Consider the following 19,089-nt stretch of genomic DNA (forward strand, 5'->3'; position numbering starts at 1 on the left):
GTCGGTATGACGAGAACCCCGGACAGCGCCGTCCGCTCCTACATCGACCGGCACCAGGCCGCCTTCCTCGCCGACCTCGCCGAATGGCTGGCCATCCCCTCGGTCTCCGCCGACCCGGCCCGCGCCGGCGAGGTGCGGCGCTCCGCCGAGTGGCTGACGGGCAAGCTGCGCGAGACGGGCTTCCCGGTCGCCGAGGTGTGGGAGACGGACGGCCTGCCGGCGGTGTTCGCCGAATGGCCCTCGGGGGATCCGTCCGCGCCGACCGTCCTGGTCTACGGGCACCACGACGTGCAGCCCGCCGCCCAGGAGGACGGCTGGGACACCGAGCCGTTCACCCCGACCGTGGTCGACGGCCGGCTGTACGCGCGCGGCGCCGCCGACGACAAGGGGCAGGTCTTCTTCCACACCCTGGGGGTGCGCGCCCACCTGGACGCCACCGGCCGCACCGCGCCGGCCGTCAACCTCAAGCTGCTGATCGAGGGCGAGGAGGAGTCCGGCTCGCCGCACTTCGCCGACCTGGTCCGCCGCGAGGCCGACCGGCTGGCCGCCGACGTCGTCGTCATCTCGGACACCGGCATGTGGTCCGCCGACACGCCGACCGTCTGCACCGGCATGCGCGGCCTCGCCGACGCCCAGATCGACCTGTACGGGCCGGACACCGACATCCACTCCGGCTCCTTCGGCGGCGCCGTCCCCAACCCGGCGCAGGTCGCGGCCGAGCTGGCCGCCGCCCTGCACGACGCCGACCGCAGGGTCGCGGTGCCGGGCTTCTACGACGGCGTGGTCGAGCTGACCGACCGCGAGCGCGAGCTGTTCGCCGAGCTGCCCTTCGACGAGGAGCAGTGGCTGCGGGTCGCCAAGTCGTACGGCACCCGGGGCGAGGCCGGGTACACCACCCTGGAGCGGATCTGGGCCCGCCCGACGGCCGAGGTCAACGGCATCTGGGGCGGCTACACCGGCCCCGGCGGCAAGACCATCGTGCCCGCCTCGGCGCACCTCAAGCTGTCCTTCCGGCTGGTCGCCGGGCAGGAGGTGGAGAAGGTCCGCGAGGCCGTACGGGCCTGGGTGGCCGAGCGGGTGCCCGAGGGAGTCCGCTACGAGCTGGCCTTCCCGGGCGCGACCCGGCCCTGCCTGACCCCGCTGGACCACCCGGCGCTGCAGTCCACCGTCCGCGCGATGGGCCGGGCCTTCGGGCAGAAGGTCCTGTTCACCCGCGAGGGCGGCTCCGGGCCCGCCGCCGACCTCCAGGACGTGCTGGGCGCGCCGGTGCTGTTCCTCGGCATCTCGGTGCCCTCGGACGGCTGGCACTCGGTCAACGAGAAGGTCGAGCTGGACCTGCTGGCCAAGGGCGTGGAGACCGCCGCGTACCTGTGGGGCGACCTGGCCGAGAACTTCCGGCCCGGCGCGTGACCCGCCCCGTGGACACCATGGCCAGTCAGATCACTCATCCGGATGATTCACCACGTGGGGATGGAACCTGTGAGCACCGTGCCTGAGACCGAGCGCCCGCTGCACCTGGCACTGGCCCGGGCCGGGGTGGAACGGGCGGCCGAGCACCGCTTCGACGAGCCCTGGCTGGCGGCGGCCTGGAGCCACCCGGCGACCCGGGTGCTGCCGATCGCCGGCGGCGAGGCGTTCGTGGTCGACACCGCGCAGGGCACCGAACTCGTGCTGCTGCCCTCCTTCGAGGCGCCGCAGAACGGCGACCGCTACTTCCTCGGCACCGACGAGGACGGCGTCTCGTACTTCGCGCTGGCCGGCGAGAGCCTGCCCGGGCGACTGGACGGCGACGCCCGGCCGGCCGGGCTGCGCGAGGTCGGCGCGATGCTGTCCGACCGGGACGCCGGGCTGCTGGTGCACGCCGTCGCGCTGGAGCACTGGCACCGGCTGCACAGCTTCTGCTCGCGCTGCGGCCACCCGACCGAGAAGGCCGGGGCCGGCCACGTGCGGCGCTGCACCTCCTGTGCGGCCGAGCACTACCCGCGCACCGACCCGGCGGTGATCATGGTGATCACCGACGAGCAGGACCGCTGCCTGCTCGGCCGCCAGGCGCTGTGGCCGGAGGGCCGCTGGTCGACGCTGGCCGGGTTCGTCGAGCCGGGGGAGTCCATCGAGCAGGCGGTGGCCCGCGAGGTGCACGAGGAGGCGGGCGTGCGGGTCGGCGAGGTGCGCTATGTCGCGAGCCAGCCGTGGCCGTTCCCGTCCAGCCTGATGCTCGGCTTCGAGGGCAAGGCGCTGCCCGGGGGCACCGAGATCACGGTGGACGGCGAGGAGCTGGCCGAGGCGCGCTGGTTCTCCCGCGAGGAGCTGCGGGCCGGGATGGAGGCGGGCGAGATCCTGCCGCCGTCCGGCATCTCGATCGCGCGGCACCTGGTCGAGCTCTGGTACGGCGAGCCGCTGCCCTCGGCGGTGCGCTGGTAATGCGGTCCGGGGCTTCCCGGAAAAGGGGGCGTGCGGCTTATGCCATGCGCCCCCGTTTTTCTCCGCAAACCCTTCCCCGATTCGCCACGACCCATCTGTTCGTGGCCGGACGGGCCAGTTCTGCTACCGGAAGGCACTCTCGACGCCCCGCCGTCAACCCACACGGACGACATTGCCGGAAACGGCTGAAACCGGGTCACCGCGCTCGCTAGATTCACTCGGGTGACAATCCCCCGGGGCACCGCCCAATCCCCCAAATACCAGCGCCTCGCCGCCGACCTGCGCCGTCGGATCGCCGAGGGCGAATTCACCGCCGACGCCGCCCTGCCGGTCGAGAGCGAACTGGAACGCCAGTACGGCGTCGCCCGCAACACCGTCCGCCTCGCCGTCGACGTCCTGGTCAACGAAGGCCGCCTGGTCCGCCTCCAGGGCAAGGGCACCTACCTTCGCGAGCACCCCGTCCTGGACCACCGCGCCTACGGACCCGGCCCGGCCCCCGCCCCGCGCGACTGCCTCGCCGCGCCCTCCGACGTCTACCTCCGCGAAGCCGCCGACGCCGGACGCGAACTCGGCACCGACTTCGAGATGATGATCGTCCGGGCCCGGGTGGACATCGCCGAACGGCTCGGACTGCGCCCCGGCGAGGCCATCGTGGTCCGCCGCCAGCTGCGGCTGCTCGACCGGGAGCCGTACTCCATCGAGGAGAGCCACTACCGGGCCGGCCTCGCCGCCGGCACCCCCCTGATGGAACCCGACCCCGTCGAGGGCGGCGACGAGGCCGTGCTCGCCACCCTCGGCCGCACCGAGATCGGCGCCGTCGACCACCTCGTCGCCCGGATGCCCGGCCCCGAGGAGGCCCAGTGGTTCCAGGGCGGCCCCGGCGTGCCGCTCGTGGTGCAGACCCGCGTCACCTACGACCGGCGCGGGCCGGTCCGGGTCATCGAGACCCGCTACTCCGCCGACCGCAGCCGGCTCGTCTACGGCGTCGGCGACCTCGGCGCGCGCACCACCCTGCCCGCGCCCGCCGCACCCGTCGACCCCGCCCGGGCCGACGCGCCGTGACGCGCGCCGGCCCCGGGCGGCCCGGCCGGATCAGGCCGCCAGGGCCTTCTTGACCTGCAGCAGGCTCGGGTTGGTCATCACGACCCGCTCGCCGCCGCCCACCGGCGTCACCAGCACCGTCGGCACCGTCTGGTTGCCGTTGTTCACGGACTCGACGAAGGACGCCGACGCCGGGTCCTCCTCGATGTTGATCTCGGTGTAGCCGATGCCTTCACGGTCCAGCTGGCTCTTCAGGCGGTTGCAGTACCCACACCAGGTCGTGCTGTACATCGTCACGGTGCCGGACATCGAGGGGGCTCCTTCGAAAGAGGGGTGCGTACGGTCTCAGGACGGAACGTCCACCGGGCGGCGGGCATTCCGGCACTCCGTCGACCGTCGACCGTCAACCGTCGGCTCGGCCGTCGACCGTCGGCCGTCGGCCGTCGACCGTCGCTCGGAGCGATCATCCTGCGATCACACCGGGCCTGTGGACAACCCCGCCCCGGCTGTCCCACCGGGCTGAGAAGATGGAACGCATGCAGGAAGACCTCTTGAGCGGCAGCCCCGACGACGGCACCCACGGCTCCCCCTGGGCCGACCCCGGCGCCGCCACGGGCCCCGACGCCGTGCTCGCCGGGCTCGACCCCGAACAGCGCGCCGTCGCCACCGCCCTGCACGGCCCCGTCTGCGTCCTCGCCGGCGCCGGCACCGGCAAGACCCGCGCCATCACCCACCGCATCGCCTACGGCGTGCGCAGCGGCGTCTACCACCCCCAGCAGGTCCTCGCCGTCACCTTCACCGCCCGCGCCGCCGGCGAGATGCGCGGCCGCCTGCGCCAGCTCGGCGCCGACGGCGTCCAGGCCCGTACCTTCCACGCCGCCGCCCTGCGCCAGCTCCAATACTTCTGGCCCCGCGCCGTCGGCGGCCCCGTGCCCCAGCTCCTCGAACGCAAGGTCCAGCTCGTCGCCGAGGCCGCCGGCCGCTGCGGCCTGCGCGTCCAGCGAACCGAACTGCGCGACCTCACCGCCGAGATCGAATGGGCCAAGGTCACCCAGACCGGCCCCGACGACTACCCCGCCGCCGTCGTCAAGTCCGGCCGCGACGCCCCCCGCGACCCGGCCGAGACCGCCCAGGTCTACCGCGTGTACGAGGAGACCAAGAGCCGCCGCGGCAGCATCGACTTCGAGGACGTCCTGCTGCTCACCGCCGCCATCCTGGAGGACCGGCCGGACATCGCCGACCAGGTCCGCTCCCAGTACCGGCACTTCACCGTCGACGAGTACCAGGACGTCTCCCCGCTCCAGCAGCGCCTGCTCGACCAGTGGACCGGCCCCGACGGCGGCGCCAGCCTCTGCGTCGTCGGCGACGCCAGCCAGACCATCTACTCCTTCACCGGCGCCACCCCCGACTACCTGCTGAACTTCCGCGCCCGCCACCCCGAGGCCACCGTCGTCAAGCTCGTCCGCGACTACCGCTCCACCCCCCAGGTCGTCCACCTCGCCAACGGACTCCTCGCCCAGGCCCGCGGCGAAGCCGCTCGCCACCGGCTCGAACTCGTCTCCCAGCGCGACCCCGGCCCCGAACCCGTCTACACGGAGTACGAGGACGAACCCACCGAGGCCGAGACCACCGCCCGCCGGATCAAGGACCTGCTCACCGCCGGCGTGCGCGCCAGCGAGATCGCCGTCCTCTTCCGCACCAACGGCCAGTCCGAGGTCTACGAACAGGCCCTCGCCGACCTCGGCGTCCCCTACCAGCTCAAGGGCGCCGAACGGTTCTTCGAACGCCCCGAGGTCCGGGACGCCGGCGTCCTGCTGCGCGGCGCCGCCCGCGCCGCCTCCGACCCCCTCACCGACGGCGCCCCCGACCTCGCCGGCCAGGTCCGCGCCGTCCTCGCCACCCGCGGCTTCACCGCCGAACCCCCCACCGGCTCCGGCGCCGTCCGCGACCGCTGGGAGTCCCTCGCCGCCCTCGTCCGCCTCGCCGAGGAGTTCGAGCGCACCCGCACCGCCGCCGGCCAGGACGCCGACCTCGCCGCCTACGTCGTCGAACTCGACGCCCGCGCCGCCGCCCAGCACGCCCCCGCCGTCGAAGGCGTCACCCTCGCCTCCCTGCACGCCGCCAAGGGCCTCGAATGGGACGCCGTCTTCCTCGTCGGCCTCACCGAGGGCACCCTGCCGATCATCTACGCCAAGACCGACGAGCAGGTAGAGGAGGAACGCCGCCTCCTCTACGTCGGCGTCACCCGCGCCCGCAAGCACCTCAGCCTCTCCTGGGCGCTCTCCCGCTCCCCGGGCGGCCGCGCCTCCCGCAAGCCCAGCCGCTTCATGGACGGGCTGCGCCCCGGCTCCAGCGCACCCGGCGCACGGACCGGCGCGCGCGGCGGGCGCGGGGGCGTCGAGGCCGGCGAGCGCTCCGCCGCCCGACGGGCCCGCGGACCGGTCAAGTGCCGGGTCTGCGACAAGGCGCTCACCGAGGCCGTCGAACGCAAGCTGCGCCGCTGCGAGGACTGCCCCTCCACCATGGACGAGGCGCTCTACGAGCGGCTGCGCGAGTGGCGGGCCCGGCAGGCGAAGAAGCAGGGCGCCCCGGCCTACGTGGTGTTCACCGACGCCACGCTCATGGCGATCGCCGAGGACGTCCCGGCCAGCCGCCAGGACCTGGCCGTGATCTCCGGGGTCGGCGCGATGAAGCTGGACAAGTACGGGGCCGCCGTGCTCTCGTTGTGTGCGGGGGAGGAGCCCGAGGAGGATCCGGACGGCGTCGAGGACGACGGTCCGGTCGATCCGGCGTGAGCCGGCACGGGCGCGGTCCAGGGGACTGCTCGGGGGACTTCGACGCCGGCCGCACGACCGCCGCGGAACACGCCGCGGGACTCGCCGCGGAACTCGCCGTGAAAAATAGTTTGCGCGGCGTACCGGGAGCGCAATAGCCTGCCGGGGCGGTCAAGGAGACGCGGTCGCACGGGGTCACACCTGTGCCGAGCGGCCTCCTGCACCCACAGCTTCACCGATACACAGCTTCACTGCTTCACTGCTTCACCGAGACAGACATCCGAACATTCGGCGCTGGGGAAACCCGGCTCCGCGAGACGCCGAGAGGAGGCGAGCACAGTGGGAAACATCATGATCACCAAAATGACTGGCCGGACCGTTGTCGCTGCCTCCCTGCGTGCCGCCCGCCTGCGGGCGCTCGCCGAGCTCGGTGGAACCGGTCTGGGTCTCGACACCACCGGTGTCTCCGTCGCCCCCACTGTCAGTGGTCCTGGACACACTGATCTCTGCCTCACGGGCAACAGGAGCGTCGAAGGCATCTCCGTCGAGACCGGTCTGTCCCGTGGCTGGGCGTCGTTCGGCACGCCGCGCTCCCTGCGCGACGAGCGACCGACTCAGGCACCGAAGGCAGCAGTAGCCGCCGCCACGCATGGCGGCTATGCGCAGGTCGTCGGTGCCGGAAACCCCCAGAAGCAGAACGAGCAGCTGATCAACCAGGCCATGGCCGCCTTCACCGGCGCCGAGGCCATCCGGATGCGGGCCTTCCGCGGGCCTGAACCCTGGAGAGAACGAACCTGAGCCAGCCTCAGGTCGGCACCTCCAGGGCCGCGGAACCCGTACACCGGGATCCGCGGCCCTTCTGTTTTGTCCGGTACGCAAGACCACCCAGGCCCTCCGGGGCCTCCGGCCCAGCACCACCAGTCACCTGGGCCGGAACCACTGAGAAGACGAGGAAGACGCCACAGTGTCCACGGTCATCACACCGCCCACCCCGTCCGTACCGCCGACAAGCCAGATCACCAAGGCCGACCAGGCCGACCCCCCGGAGGTTCCTTCCATGCAGATCAGCTCCATCGAGCAGGCCGAAGCGCTCGGGCTCCCCATCCCCTGCCGCGCCTTCGACCCCGAGGTCTTCTTCGCCGAGACGCCCGCCGACGTCGAGTACGCGAAGTCCCTCTGCGGCACCTGCCCGGTCAAGGACGCCTGTCTCACCGGCGCGCTGGAGCGGCGCGAGCCGTGGGGCGTCTGGGGCGGCGAGCTGTTCGTCCAGGGCGTCGTCGTGGCCCGCAAGCGGCCGCGTGGCCGCCCGCGCAAGACCGAGGTCATGGCGTGAACCCCGCCGTCGAGGCCGGGGCCGTCCGCAGGGGAACGCACACCCCGCTGGACAACGCCCTCCGCCGATCCGTGCGGATCGCCGCCGCCAAGGCCGACGCCGCAGCCCGTACCCCATTTCCGAGCACGCACCACGAGCAGGACCACGACATGACCCCCGCCGCCACCGATCCCACCGCCCGCGCCGAGCAGGCCACCGAACGTCAGACCCAGAACAGGATCCTCGAAATGCAACTCCTCCACGAATCCCTGGCCCGGGCCCATATGCAAGACAGGCTCCACGAGGCCGAGAACCAACGCCTCGTCAGCCGGGTCGTCCGGGCCCGCAAGCTCAGGCAGCGGGCCGAGCGGGCTTCGATGCGGGCCCGCAAGGCGCTCGCCGTGGCGCTGATGTAGCGCTGATGTAGCGCGTCCGCGCCCCTTCCGCTTGACCCCCGTCGTGCCGCAGGCCGCTCCCCGTTGGTGGGGAGCGGCCTGCGGCCGTCGGTGCGGGTGCGGTGCGGTGGGGGCCGGCGCGGCCGGCCGCGCCGGTCAGGTCGGCTGGTCGCTCCGGTCAGGTCGGCTGGTCGGCTGCTCGGCGAACTCCGGCAGCCACTGCAGCATCTCCGCGCGGAACGGCGCCTTCGCGCCCAGCTGGCAGAGCACGCCGATGGTGCTCAGCGTCACCCGGTGGATCAGCAGGTACGCGGGCGGCAGGTTCAGCTGCTTGCCCAGGTTGTAGGCGGGGGAGCGCGGATCGGCGATCCGGGCCGCCTGGGCGCGCATCCAGGCCCGGGTGAAGTGGAAGCTGTCCACCGCCGCCGGCTCGATGATCGGCAGCAGGTAGTCCAGCACCGCGTCCGGGTCCAGCCGGATCGCGGGCTTCACGAAGCCCTCCTCGCGCAGCATCTGCAGCACGCCCGCCGCGTCCCCGTCCAGCGCCATCCGCAGGGACGCCCCGATCGGCGCGGGCAGCCCGCCCGGCAGCCGGTCCACCGTGCCGAAGTCCAGCACGCCCAGCCGCCAGCCGGACACCGGGCCGTCGTCCTTCAGCAGCCGGAAGTTGCCCGGGTGCGGGTCCGCGTGCAGCAGACCGGTCCGGGACGGGCCGGCGAACAGGAACCGGGCCAGCAGCTGCCCGGCGCGGTCGCGCTCCTCCTGGGTGCCGCGCGCGATCACCTCGGCCAGCGGGGTGCCGTCCATCCACTCGGTGACCAGCACCTGGTCGGCCTGCGCCACCACGCCCGGCACCGCGATGTCCGGGTCGCCCGCGAACTCCTCGGCGTGCCGGCGCTGGGCCTGCGCCTCCAGTTCGTAGTCCAGCTCCTCCGAGACGCGCTCGCGCAGCTCGGCGATCAGCGGCTTGATGTCCAGGCCGGGGATCAGCGGGCCGAGCAGCCAGGCCACCCGGCTCAGCTGGGACAGGTCCGCGAGCAGGGCGTCGCCCGCGCCCGGGTACTGCACCTTGACCGCGACCCGGCGGCCGTCGTGCCAGACCGCCTGGTGCACCTGGCCGATCGAGGCCGCCGCCGCGGGGCGGTCGTCGAACTCCCGGAACAGCTCGCGCCAACCCTCACCGAGCCGCTGGGCGAGCGCGGTGTGCACCTTGGCGGCGGGCATCGGGGGAGCGGCGTCCTGCAACTTGGTGAGCGCCGCCCGGTACGGGCCGGCGACCTCCTCGGGCAGCGCGGCCTCGAAGACGGACAGCACCTGCCCGAACTTCATCGCCCCGCCCTTGAGTTCGCCGAGGACCTTGAAGAGCTGGTCGGCGGTGGCCTGTTGGAGCTCGGCGGTCACCACCTCGGCGGACCGGCCGCCGATCCGCCTGCCCAGGCCGAGCGTGGCGCGGCCGGCTATCCCCAGCGGCAGCGCGGCGAGCCGTGCCGTGCGGGTCACTGCCTTGCGCGGAAGATCGCTCACCCGGGCCTCCATTTCCCTGGCCCCCCGACACCGGACGGCCGACCATCACTACGCCATTGTGCCCGCTCCCCGCCCCGGGCCCGCCGGAATTCCGCGGGGTGGGGCGGGGAGTGCCGTCCCTTTGCGGGGAGTTGGGCGGCTTGGTCCGGTGGGGCCGACGGCTCGATCCGTCGGGCGTCGGGCGGCGGACAGCGGTCAGCGGTAGGCGGTCGGTCAGCGGGGGAGGCGCAGGGCGAGGCCGTCCAGGACGACCTCCAGGCCGTAGGCGAACTTGGCGTTCCGGACCTCGGCCGGGTTCGGCAGCGTGGCAGCGGCGGCCGCGTAGGCGTCGTTGAGATGGGCGTACCCGGCGCTGGCCTGCTGGGCGGCGGGCATCAGGCGGGCGATGAAGTCGGCCTCGCTCTCCCCGGCGCGGGCGACCGTGGTGAGCCAGGCCGCCTCGGTGGTGCTCATCCCGACGACGTACGAGATGAGCGTGTCGATCGCCCGGACCGGCTCGGGGAAGCCGACGGCGGCGAAGAAGGCGGTCAGCCGCTCACCGTAGGACGCCAGGTTGGGGCCGAGGTAGGCGAGGCCGGCCTGGCCCAGTACGGAGGACAACCAGCGGTGGCGCAGGGCCGTCGTCCGGAACGCCTCGGCGGCCTCGGTGGCGGCGGCGCGCCAGTCGGGGCTGTCGGCCGGCGGCAGGGCCATCTCGCCGAAGACCTCGTCCACCGCGAGCTCCATCAGCTCGTCCTTGGTCGCCACGTGCCGGTAGAGGGAGGTGGCGCCCGCGTTGAGGCGGGTGGCGAGCTTGCGCATGCTCAGGGCCTCGATGCCGTCGGCGTCCAGCATGGCGATCGCCTCGCGGACGATCGCGGCCCGGCTCAGGGCGGGCTGGTCGGGCGCGGCCTGTCGGCGGGCCCACACGGACGGGATCGGGTTCGTTCGGGCGGCCATGGCGGCTCCTCCTCCTACGCGTTGCGTACACCGTTCGCGTCGAGCGTACAGGAGTCGGAGATTGCGCACACTGTTCCGATGTGCGTACAGTGTTCGCAACGAAGGAACGCAGTGCGCACCTCGGGAACGTCGTGCGCAGATGGGGAGGGGTGGCTGATGTCAGCCGACAACGTGGCCGGAGCCGGAGAACGCAACCCGCACCGGTGGTGGATCCTGATCGTGCTCTGCCTGAGCTCGCTCGTCCTGGTGGTCGACAGCATGGCCCTGACCGTCGCGGTGCCCTCGATGACCGCCGACCTCGGCGCGAGCGCCCAGGACACCCAGTGGATCCTCGACTCCTACGTCCTGGTCTTCGCCGGGCTGCTGCTGACCTCCGGCAGCCTCGGGGACCGCTTCGGCCGGCGGAAGGTCATGATCATCGGGTTGCTGCTCTTCGGGGCGGCATCGCTCGCGGCGACCTTCTGCGCCGACCCCGGCGAGGTGATCGCGGCCCGGATCGCGATGGGCGTCGGCGGAGCGCTCATCATGCCCTCGACCCTGTCGATCCTCATCACCGTCTTCGACGGCGAGGAGCGCAACAAGGCCATGGCCGCCTGGGGTTCGGTGGCGATGCTCGGCCTGGTCGGCAGCCCGGTGCTCGGCGGCGTGCTGATCGACCACTTCTCGTGGCACTCGATCTTCTTCATCAACGTCCCGGTGGTGGCGCTGGCGATCCTGGCCGGCCTGCTGCTGATGCCGGAGTCCAAGGGGCCGTGGCAGAAGCCCGACCCGCTCGGCGCGGTGCTGTCGGCCGTCGGCATGACCGCCCTGATCTGGTGGATCATCGAGATCCCGCAGCACGGCGCGTTCTCCGGGCGCTCGGTGACCACCCTGGCCGTCGCGGTGGTCGGGCTCGTCGGATTCGTGGTGTGGGAGAACGTCACCGCCGCGCCGATGGTGCCGCTGGTGCTCTTCAAGGCCCGCAACTTCAGCGGCGGCTCGCTGTCGCTGACCCTCGTGCAGATCGGCAACGGCGGCCTGCTGCTGGTGCTCACCCAGTACCTGCAGTTCGTGCTCGGGTACTCGCCGGTCAAGGCGGGCGTGGCATTCCTGCCGCTGGCCGTCGCCGCGCTGATCGGCAACGGGGCCGGCGCCAAGCTCGCGGCGAAGATCGGCAACCGGCTGCTGATCCTCGCGGGGATGATCGGCATGGCCTCCTCGTTCGCCCTGCTGACCACCGTCTCGGCCGACACCGGCTTCACCGTCCCGGCGACCGCGCTCGGACTGCTCGGCCTCGGGGCGGGCCTGGCGATGCCGGCCGCGGTGGGCGCTCTGATGGGCACGATCCCGCCGGAGCAGGCAGGTGTCGGCTCGGCGCTGAACGACACCATCCAGCAGGCGGGCACCGCGCTCGGCATCGCGATCCTGGGCTCGCTGCTGTCGAGCGGCTTCGCGAGCGGGATGCCGGCCGGGACGCCGGAGCAGGCGAAGCACTCCATCGCCGGGGCGCTGGCGATCGCCGACGGGGACGCCGGGCTCGTCCGGACCGCTCGGGAGGCGTTCACCGGGGCGATGACGACGACCTTCACGGTCAGCGCGATCGGTGTGCTGGCGGCGGCCCTGCTGGCCGCGCTGGTGATGCGGGACCGGAAGGCCGAGGAGGGTGCCGGCCCGGAGGGCGGGGCGGACGCGGCGGAGAACGCCGGGGGGACCGCGGGAGTGGACGCGGGGGAGCCGGTGATCGCGGCCTGATCCCTGGGCCGGTCGGCGGGTCGGCGGGTTGGCGGGTCGGCGGGTCGGCCGGTCGGTCGGTCGGTTGGCTGGCCGGACGAATCCGGCCGACGAACAAGCCGAGAAGGCCGGCGCCCTGGTGGGCGCCGGCCTTCGGCGTTTCTCCTGTGGTGATGCGTTGCGCGGGAGTCGGCGGGGCCGACTTTCCGCGCCGGGTGGGGTTGCTTCGGGTTGGTTTCCGGCCCCTTCGGGGCCCCCTCCCCCCTCCCCCGCCCGCCTCCCGCCTCCCGGCTCCTGCTTGTCCCCGGGGCGTCTCACCCGGGGGGCAGCGGCTGCCACAGGCACCCGCAGTCCGGGTGCCCGCGCAACCGGAGCCGCCGGGCCATGCCGTCGCTCGCCGACACCTCGCACCACCCGTCCACGCTCGGTGGCCGGCCGCCGTCCAGGTACACCTGCACCTGCAGCGCGGCGAGCCCGGCGACGGCCGTCGCCAGAGCCGTGTCGCAGGCCGGTGTGCGGGCCCGCCCCGGGCCCTCGTGCGCCAGCTGGGCCAGCACCCTCGGCCAGGCCGCGTCCTCGTCCTCCCTGCGCAGTACCAGGCAGTGCCCGCACGCCGACATTCCGGGGATCACCAGCGGCCCGACGATGCCGAACTCCTCGACCACGCCCACGTACAGGTGCGGCACCCCGGCCCGGAGCAGCAGCCGGGCCTCGTACGTCCCGCCGGCGAAGGCGGCGCTTCCGTCCCGCGGCGCGAGGACCACGAAGTCCGGCGGTGGATCGCCCGGCTTCCGGCGCGGTGCCGGCACGGCCGGCCGGCCGGTGGCGCGCTGCACCGCCTCCCGCGCCGCCGTCGAGCGCAGCCGCCCGATGTCGACGGGTGGCAGCCCCGCCGGGGAGCAGTCGCCCGGTTTCACCCGGCCGCCGTCGGCGACGGTGACCGTGCCCGTTCCGCCCGCGGCGAGCACCGCCGCCACGGCGGCGCCGACCCGGCCCGCGCCGCGCACCTCGATCCGGGCGTCGGCCCGGCGGCCCAGCACCGCTGGGCCGGCGCCCGGGCCGGAGTGGACCAGGGAGAGCGAGGCGAGGTCGGGCCCGAGCAGGTCCCGATGCGGCTGGGGGAAGCGGGCCAGCGCCGTGTCGGACGCCTCCGCGTCGTCCAGCAGCCCGGTCTCCTCCAGTTCGGTCAGCAGCGTGTCGGCCGGCTCCCGGCCGAGCCCGATCCGCTCGCCGGCCTCCAGGAGCTCGGGCCGGCCGCGCGTGCCGTCGAGCAGCCCGAGGAATTCGCACAGGGTCTGGTCGGCGTTGCCGAGCACCCCCGCGAAGCGGGTGACGGTGCCGAACTGCAGGGTCTCGGAGTCCCGCCAGCTGCGGGACAGAGCGGGCTTCAACGCGAGGCGCACGACGATCTCCCTTCCGATCGTTTCCGGACGGCTGACCGCAGCTTGCCCCATCGCGCCGAGGGCGTGCGGAAAGTTATCCACAGGTCCGTGCACATGATCACAGGATCGGTTCGCACCCCCTGTGGATAACCGGCCATCCGCGCCGACGTCGGTTTCCGGACACCCCTCGTCGACTTTTCGTTCCCGATCACTCCATGAAAGATTCCGGCCATGGCAGCGGACTTCTGTCCGTGGTACCGGGTAACGTCGTGTGCCATGGCAGCCGAGCGGGACTCCCATCCACCGGCGTCGCGTCGGCGTGCCCGTGCGGCATCCGGGTCACAGACGGCGACGCCGAACACGCGCGGGCGCCCGGACCAGCCGCAGCAGCCGAGGCCGGCGTCGCAGCAGCACCCGTCGGCGGGGGCCGCCTCCCCTGAGCCGCTCGACCGCAGCCGGGTCGAGGTGCGGCGCAGCGCCCGCCGCAGCCGCACCGTCTCCGCGTACCGCGAGGGCGACCGCACCGTCGTGCTGATCCCGGCCCGGATGTCGCACGCCGAGGAGCAGCGCTGGGTCGCGCAGATGCTGGAGAAGCTCGCCGCCCAGGAGTCCCGGCGGATCCCCGGCGACGAGGCGCTGATGGCCCGGGCCAGTGAGCTGTCGGCGGTCTACCTGGAGGGTCGCGCCCACCCCGCCCACGTCCGCTGGGTCACCAACCAGAACTCGCGCTGGGGCTCCTGCACCCCGAGCGAGGGCACGATCCGCCTCTCCCACCGGCTCCAGGGCATGCCGGAGTACGTGCTCGACTACGTGCTGCTGCACGAGCTGGCGCACCTGCTGGTGCCGGACCACGGCCCGGCGTTCTGGGCGCTGCTGGAGGCCTACCCCCGGACGGAGCGGGCCCGCGGCTACCTGGAGGGCGTGGTCTCCGCGGCCCGGCTGCCGCACATCCCCGGCGCCCGGCACGCCTCGCCCGGGCCGGACCCGGCCGCGTCCTGCGGCTGAGCGCGGCTGAGGCTGAGGGCGGAGCGGCGGCCACGGAGGGTAGGGAAAGGGCAGGAAAGAGGGGCGCGGGCCGTATCGGCCAGCGCCCCTCTTCGAGGTCTCACCTCAACCGGTCAGCCGCCGTGCCCGCGCCACCAGGTCGCGCACCGAGTGGTCGGTGAGCTCCGGCAGGCGGTCGTAGTCGAACCAGCGCAGGTCCAGCGACTCCTCGCTGATCAGCGCCTGCGCGCCGGCCGGGGCGAGGGCGATGTACTGGACGTCCAGGTGGGTGTTCTCCGGCCGGTCCTTGCCGGTGCAGCGGACCAGGTGGCGGTCCAGCTTGGCCGGTACGGGGGCGTCGTCCGCCGCGAGCAGGACCAGGTCGGGGATGCCGGACTCCTCGACGGCCTCGCGCAGCGCGGCCGAGGCGAGGTCGCGGTCGCCGGGCTCGCAGTGGCCGCCCATCTGCAGCCACATGCCGACCTTGGGGTGCAGGGTGAGCAGCACCCGCCCGGCCGCCGGGTCGACGACCGCCGCGCTCGCGGTGATGTGTGCGGGCAGGCAGGACCGGTACAGGCCGTCGGGCTGGGCGGCCAGGTGCTCCAGGTAGTCGAGCCGCAGCTGCTCCTGGTCCGCGTCGGCGGGCTGCCAGGCGGTCAGGGTGCGGACAGCGTCCGTGTGCAGGGTGGACGAGGCGGTGTCCGTCATGCGGTGGGCTCGCCCTTCCCGTCGGTGCCAGTGCCGGTGTCAGTGTCGGTGCCGGTGTCGGTGCCGTCGGTCTTCGGCTTCTCGCCGCCCTTGGTGAGGTCGGGCTTGCCGGCCGCGGCCTCGCCGAGCAGCTTGTCGAGCGCGTCGAAGTCGAAGCCGCCCTCCAGGCCGTCCGCGGAGCCGCGGTGCACGAAGGCGTCCGGGTCGTCCAGGTCGGCGGCGGTGGGCAGCATGTCCGGGTGCTGCCAGAGCGCGTCGCGGCCCTCGACGCCGCGGGCGTCGGCGAGCAGCGCCCACAGCCGGGAGGCGTCGCGCAGGCGGCGCGGGCGCAGCTCCAGGCCGACCAGGGTGGCGAAGGTCTGCTCGGCGGGGCCGCCGGCCGCGCGGCGGCGGCGGACGGTCTCGCGCAGGGCGCCGGCCTGCGGCAGGTGCGGTCGGGCGGCGTCGTGCACGACGGCGTCGACCCAGCCCTCGACGAGCGCGAGCGCGGTCTCCAGGCGGGCGAGCGCGGCCTTCTGCTCGGGGGTGTCCTCGGGCTGGAGGAGGCCGCCGGCCAGGGCGTCCTGGAGTGCTTCGGGGTTGCCCGGGTCGAGCTGGCCGACGAGCTCCTCCATGCGGGAGGTGTCGACCTTGATGCCGCGGGCGTAGGCCTCGACGGCGCCCAGCAGGTGGGCGCGCAGCCACGGCACGTGGGCGAAGAGGCGCTGGTGGGCGGCTTCGCGCAAGGCGAGGTAGAGCCGGACCTCGTCGGCGGGCACGCTCAGGCCCTCGCCGAACTCGGCGACGTTCTGCGGCAGCAGCGCGGCCTTGCCGGCCGGGGCGAGCGGCAGGCCGATGTCGGCGGAGCCGACCACCTCGGCGGCGAGCGCGCCGAGCGCCTGGCCGATCTGGGTGCCGAACATGGCGCCGCCCATGGAGCGCATCATGCCCATCAGCGGGCCGGCCATGGCCTGCATCTCCTCGGGCAGGACGCCGCCCATGGCGTTGCCGACCCGCTCGGCGACCGGGTCGACCAGGTCCTTCCAGACCGGGAGGGTGGCCTCGATCCACTCGGCGCGGCTCCAGGCGACGGCGCCGGCGGCACCGGAGGGGAACTCGGTGGAGCCGTCGAGCCAGAGGTCGGCCAGGCGGACGGCCTCGGCGACGGCGGAGCGCTCGGCGGCGCTGACCGAGCGGTCCTTGCTCTTGCCCTCGGCGGGCTCCGCGACGACGCTCTGGCGGGCGATGTTGGTGGCGAGCTCCCAGTTCACCGGGCCGCCCTCGAACGAGAGCATCTGCCCGAGCTGCTGGAAGGCGGCGCCGAGGTCGCCGGGGTTCGTGCCGCCGAACATCGCGGCGAAGGGGTTGTCGGCTCCGCCGCCGCCGGGGCCGCCCGGGGCACCGGGCATGCCGAAGAGCGCGCCGAAGGGGTTGCCGCCTCCGAAGCCGAACGGCTGCGGGCCGCCGTCGGAGTCGCCGCCGGGCTGGTCCTGGTTCTTGTTCTGCGCGTCGTCAGGCTTGGCCTTGCCGTCCTCGGGCTCCTCGGGCGGAACGCCGAATCCGAAGGGAAGGTCGCTCACGGGGTCCTCGATCCGGTCGGCCGTCATACGGGTGTGGCGGGGGAAGTCTGTGCCCGGGGCGGCGGCGGAGCGGGGGACTCGGGGGCGGCTCCCGCACGGCTGGCCCGCGCCGGGTGCACCGCCGGGCCTTCGCCTCGGGCAGGATGGGCGTACGTGACACACGTCCGTACGCACATAAAGCTAACCGTGGAGGATGGTCGGTGAGTTCCCCGCCCTCGGACGTTCGCTCTGGGCTGACCGGAGGACAGGACGCCTCGGACACCACGGCGTCACCGCCTCCAGCCTACGGCGGGCGGCCGCTGACCGTGGCGGTGACGGGTGCCGCCGGCGTGCTGGGCGAGCGGGTCGCGGCGCGGCTGGTGGCCTCCCCGCACGTGCGGAAGGTCCTGGCGGTGGACGACCGGCGCGGTGACGTGCCGGGCGTGCAGTGGCGGGTGCTGGACGTGCGGGATCCGGCGGTGGCCGAGCGGCTGGCCGGGGTCGACGTCGTGGTGCACCTGGCGATGGACTTCGGCATGGAGTCCGACCCGCGGGCCCGCAGCGCCTACAACGTGCGCGGCGCGCAGACGGTGCTGACCGCGGCCGCGGCCGCCGGGGTGCACCGGGTGGTGCTGTGCACCTCGGCGATGGTCTACGGCGCGCTGGCGGACAACGAGGTGCCGCTGGCGGAGGACTCGGAGCTGCGGGCGACCGAGGAGGCCTCGCTGGTCGGGGAGCTGCTGGAGATCGAGCGGCTGGCCCGCCGGGCTCCGCGCGCCCACCCGGGGCTGCAGGTGACGGTGCTGCGCCCGGCGGTGGTGGTGGGCCCCGGCGTGGACACCGTGCTGACCCGGCACTTCGAGGCGCCCCGGCTGCTGGTGGTGGCCGGCTCGCGCCCGTGCTGGCAGTTCTGCCACGTGGACGACCTGGCGGCGGCGCTGGAGTACGCGGCGCTGGGCCTGGTCGAGGGCGAGGTGACGGTCGGCTGCGACGGCTGGCTGGAGCAGGAGGACGTGGAGCGGCTGTCGGGGATCCGGCGGATGGAGCTGCCGGCCGCGCTGGCGCTCGGCACGGCGGCCCGGCTGCACCGGCTGGGCCTGACCCCGGCCCCGGCGGGGGACCTGGCGTACACGATGTACCCGTGGGTGGTGTCCGGCAGCCGGCTGTACGAGGCGGGCTGGCGTCCGGCGCACACCAACGAGCAGGTGCTGGCCGAGCTGCTGGCGCAGGTGTCCGGCAAGCACGCGGTGGCGGGGCGCCGGCTGGGCGGGAAGGAGGCGGCGACCAGTCTGGGGGCGGCCGGGGCGACGGTGGCGCTGGTCGGTACGGCGGCGCTGGTGCGCCGGGCCCGCAAGCGGCGCCGGTTCTGATCCGGCGCCGGGCGCCCGGCCGGCGTCCGTTTCTCACGATGCGAAATTTCGACATCGTGATGCGGAAGACCCTTGCCTCCAGGGGTGTCGGATGAGGAATCATGGGGGCATGTCCGAGAACCACGACCCCATCCGCCTGCTCGCCGTGCGCGACACCCCGCTCTCGCTGGACGAGGTGTACGAGGCGGTCGGCGACGACGCGGCCGGCGGCACCACCGTCTTCGTCGGGACGGTCCGTGACCACGACGGCGGCAAGTCGGTCGCCGCGCTGGAGTACAGCTGCCACCCCACCGCCGAGCAGGAGATGCGGCGGATCGCCGAGAAGGTCGTCGCGGACTTCCCGGTCCGGGCGCTCGCCGCGGTCCACCGGATCGGCCGGCTGGAGATCACCGACAAGGCCGTGATCGTCGCCGTCTCCTGCGCCCACCGCGGCGAGGCCTTCGCGGCCGCCCGCCGGCTGATCGACGACCTCAAGCACGAGGTGCCGATCTGGAAGCACCAGGTCTTCGCCGACGGCGACGAGGAGTGGGTCGGCGCCGGAGGCTGCTGAGCCCGGGGCCGGTCCGGCGCGACCGGCCGCACACCGCGGGCATCCGTCGGGTCAGGCGCGCCGGGGCCTCACTCGAACGGGCCCGTGGCGGTGCCCCGAATACTCCCTGGAAGTGAGCCGATCGGCCGTCCCGTAACCCGGACGGCGCCGGCCGCGTTGTCCGCCGGAGTGGTTAGTCTGCTCATAGACACGACGAGCTGGGAGTACTGACATGGGTGCGCTCGCCTGGCTGATCATTCCGGTAGTCGCCGTCCTCCTCGCCGCCCTCTGGGCGGGCTGGGCCCAGCGGGCGCCGCGGGCCACGGGGGATCCGGCCTCACTCGCCGAGCACCGGCGCTTCATGGCCGCCATGGAGCGCACCACGGCCGGGACCGCGGCCCCCGGCGAGCACGTCGGCCGGTAGCCCGGCGGGCGCCGCTTCGCCCGCGTCCCGTACTGTCG

The 19,089-nt window shown here is 73.9% G+C and carries 17 protein-coding genes and 1 pseudogene; 12 read left to right on the forward strand and 6 right to left on the reverse strand.

Translation table 11 applies throughout. The features are described from left to right. Positions 1 to 6 precede the first annotated feature (6 nt). From AC0B61_RS15515 to AC0B61_RS15525, 3 genes are all read left to right on the forward strand, one after another. Entirely contained in the window at positions 7 to 1,410 is a 1,404-nt protein-coding gene (locus tag AC0B61_RS15515) for a dipeptidase (RefSeq protein WP_471741177.1), read from the forward strand. Between the two features lie 60 nt (positions 1,411 to 1,470). Beyond that, entirely contained in the window at positions 1,471 to 2,421 is a 951-nt protein-coding gene (nudC, locus tag AC0B61_RS15520; protein WP_471741178.1) for an NAD(+) diphosphatase, read from the forward strand. Positions 2,422 to 2,643: 222 nt separating this feature from the next. After that, entirely contained in the window at positions 2,644 to 3,483 is an 840-nt protein-coding gene (locus AC0B61_RS15525; RefSeq protein WP_471741179.1) for a GntR family transcriptional regulator, read from the forward strand. Between the two features lie 30 nt (positions 3,484 to 3,513). Here the strand turns inward: AC0B61_RS15525 and AC0B61_RS15530 are convergent, their stop codons facing one another. Then, a complete protein-coding gene (locus tag AC0B61_RS15530) occupies positions 3,514 to 3,771 on the reverse strand; it encodes a mycoredoxin (protein ID WP_030236313.1) in 258 nt (85 codons plus the stop codon). A gap of 218 nt (positions 3,772 to 3,989) precedes the next feature. Here AC0B61_RS15530 and AC0B61_RS15535 point away from each other — a divergent pair, with 218 nt between their 5' ends. The 4 genes from AC0B61_RS15535 to AC0B61_RS15550 all read left to right on the forward strand — a co-directional run bounded on the left by AC0B61_RS15535 (position 3,990) and on the right by AC0B61_RS15550 (position 7,964). Beyond that, entirely contained in the window at positions 3,990 to 6,257 is a 2,268-nt protein-coding gene (locus AC0B61_RS15535; protein WP_471741180.1) for an ATP-dependent DNA helicase UvrD2, read from the forward strand. Positions 6,258 to 6,575: 318 nt separating this feature from the next. After that, positions 6,576 to 7,034, forward strand: a complete 459-nt coding sequence (locus tag AC0B61_RS15540) for a hypothetical protein (RefSeq protein ID WP_471741181.1) — start codon at positions 6,576 to 6,578, stop codon at positions 7,032 to 7,034. Between the two features lie 166 nt (positions 7,035 to 7,200). Then, the gene (locus tag AC0B61_RS15545) at positions 7,201 to 7,569 is read left to right on the forward strand and encodes a WhiB family transcriptional regulator (RefSeq protein ID WP_420791139.1); all 369 of its coding nucleotides are present in this window, start codon (positions 7,201 to 7,203) and stop codon (positions 7,567 to 7,569) included. After that, complete coding sequence (locus AC0B61_RS15550) at positions 7,566 to 7,964, forward strand: hypothetical protein (protein ID WP_471741182.1); 399 nt, start codon at positions 7,566 to 7,568, stop codon at positions 7,962 to 7,964. The genes AC0B61_RS15545 and AC0B61_RS15550 overlap by 4 nt, the downstream gene beginning before the upstream one ends. Positions 7,965 to 8,099: 135 nt before the next feature. On the opposite strand, the gene AC0B61_RS15555 is transcribed toward AC0B61_RS15550, so the two are convergent. Together AC0B61_RS15555 and AC0B61_RS15560 are read right to left on the reverse strand one after the other, a co-directional pair. Then, a complete protein-coding gene (locus AC0B61_RS15555; protein WP_471741183.1) occupies positions 8,100 to 9,467 on the reverse strand; it encodes an ABC1 kinase family protein in 1,368 nt (455 codons plus the stop codon). A 213-nt stretch (positions 9,468 to 9,680) separates the two neighbouring features. Next, complete coding sequence (locus AC0B61_RS15560; protein WP_471741184.1) at positions 9,681 to 10,406, reverse strand: TetR/AcrR family transcriptional regulator; 726 nt, start codon at positions 10,404 to 10,406, stop codon at positions 9,681 to 9,683. Between the two features lie 156 nt (positions 10,407 to 10,562). Here AC0B61_RS15560 and AC0B61_RS15565 point away from each other — a divergent pair, with 156 nt between their 5' ends. Then, positions 10,563 to 12,137, forward strand: a complete 1,575-nt coding sequence (locus tag AC0B61_RS15565; protein ID WP_471741185.1) for an MFS transporter — start codon at positions 10,563 to 10,565, stop codon at positions 12,135 to 12,137. Positions 12,138 to 12,430: 293 nt separating this feature from the next. On the opposite strand, the gene AC0B61_RS15570 is transcribed toward AC0B61_RS15565, so the two are convergent. Next, positions 12,431 to 13,519 (reverse strand): TOMM precursor leader peptide-binding protein, encoded by a 1,089-nt coding sequence (locus AC0B61_RS15570; protein ID WP_471741186.1) that lies wholly within the window; start codon positions 13,517 to 13,519, stop codon positions 12,431 to 12,433. A gap of 432 nt (positions 13,520 to 13,951) precedes the next feature. Here AC0B61_RS15570 and AC0B61_RS15575 point away from each other — a divergent pair. Continuing rightward, positions 13,952 to 14,503 (forward strand): annotated as a pseudogene (locus tag AC0B61_RS15575) (M48 metallopeptidase family protein); the annotation flags it as partial. 105 nt (positions 14,504 to 14,608) lie between these two features. Here AC0B61_RS15575 and AC0B61_RS15580 read toward each other — a convergent pair. Then, the gene (locus AC0B61_RS15580) at positions 14,609 to 15,190 is read right to left on the reverse strand and encodes an NUDIX hydrolase (RefSeq protein WP_471741187.1); all 582 of its coding nucleotides are present in this window, start codon (positions 15,188 to 15,190) and stop codon (positions 14,609 to 14,611) included. Continuing rightward, complete coding sequence (locus tag AC0B61_RS15585) at positions 15,187 to 16,749, reverse strand: zinc-dependent metalloprotease (RefSeq protein WP_471741188.1); 1,563 nt, start codon at positions 16,747 to 16,749, stop codon at positions 15,187 to 15,189. The genes AC0B61_RS15580 and AC0B61_RS15585 overlap by 4 nt, the downstream gene beginning before the upstream one ends. Before the next feature lie 200 nt (positions 16,750 to 16,949). On the opposite strand from AC0B61_RS15585, the gene AC0B61_RS15590 reads away from it, so the two are divergent. The 3 genes from AC0B61_RS15590 to AC0B61_RS15600 all read left to right on the forward strand — a co-directional run bounded on the left by AC0B61_RS15590 (position 16,950) and on the right by AC0B61_RS15600 (position 19,051). After that, positions 16,950 to 18,098 (forward strand): NAD-dependent epimerase/dehydratase family protein, encoded by a 1,149-nt coding sequence (locus tag AC0B61_RS15590; RefSeq protein WP_471741189.1) that lies wholly within the window; start codon positions 16,950 to 16,952, stop codon positions 18,096 to 18,098. Positions 18,099 to 18,207: 109 nt separating this feature from the next. Further along, positions 18,208 to 18,648, forward strand: coding sequence for a molybdenum cofactor biosynthesis protein MoaE (locus AC0B61_RS15595; RefSeq protein ID WP_471741190.1), 441 nt, complete (start codon positions 18,208 to 18,210; stop codon positions 18,646 to 18,648). Between the two features lie 211 nt (positions 18,649 to 18,859). Then, positions 18,860 to 19,051, forward strand: a complete 192-nt coding sequence (locus AC0B61_RS15600) for a hypothetical protein (protein WP_471741191.1) — start codon at positions 18,860 to 18,862, stop codon at positions 19,049 to 19,051. Positions 19,052 to 19,089 lie beyond the last annotated feature (38 nt).

The sequence above is a fragment of the Kitasatospora sp. NPDC023385 genome, from assembly GCF_055664045.1.

Excerpts from the sequence above, each read along its gene's own strand:
- AC0B61_RS15595 (WP_471741190.1), top strand. The coding sequence starts at position 18,208 with ATGTCCGAGAACCACGACCCCATCCGCCTGCTCGCCGTGCGCGACACC.
- AC0B61_RS15580 (WP_471741187.1), bottom strand. The coding sequence starts at position 15,190 with ATGACGGACACCGCCTCGTCCACCCTGCACACGGACGCTGTCCGCACC.
- AC0B61_RS15560 (WP_471741184.1), bottom strand. The coding sequence starts at position 10,406 with ATGGCCGCCCGAACGAACCCGATCCCGTCCGTGTGGGCCCGCCGACAG.
- AC0B61_RS15530 (WP_030236313.1), bottom strand. The coding sequence starts at position 3,771 with ATGTCCGGCACCGTGACGATGTACAGCACGACCTGGTGTGGGTACTGC.
- nudC (WP_471741178.1), top strand. The coding sequence starts at position 1,471 with ATGGAACCTGTGAGCACCGTGCCTGAGACCGAGCGCCCGCTGCACCTG.
- AC0B61_RS15515 (WP_471741177.1), top strand. The coding sequence starts at position 7 with ATGACGAGAACCCCGGACAGCGCCGTCCGCTCCTACATCGACCGGCAC.
- AC0B61_RS15535 (WP_471741180.1), top strand. The coding sequence starts at position 3,990 with ATGGAACGCATGCAGGAAGACCTCTTGAGCGGCAGCCCCGACGACGGC.
- AC0B61_RS15565 (WP_471741185.1), top strand. The coding sequence starts at position 10,563 with ATGTCAGCCGACAACGTGGCCGGAGCCGGAGAACGCAACCCGCACCGG.
- AC0B61_RS15600 (WP_471741191.1), top strand. The coding sequence starts at position 18,860 with ATGGGTGCGCTCGCCTGGCTGATCATTCCGGTAGTCGCCGTCCTCCTC.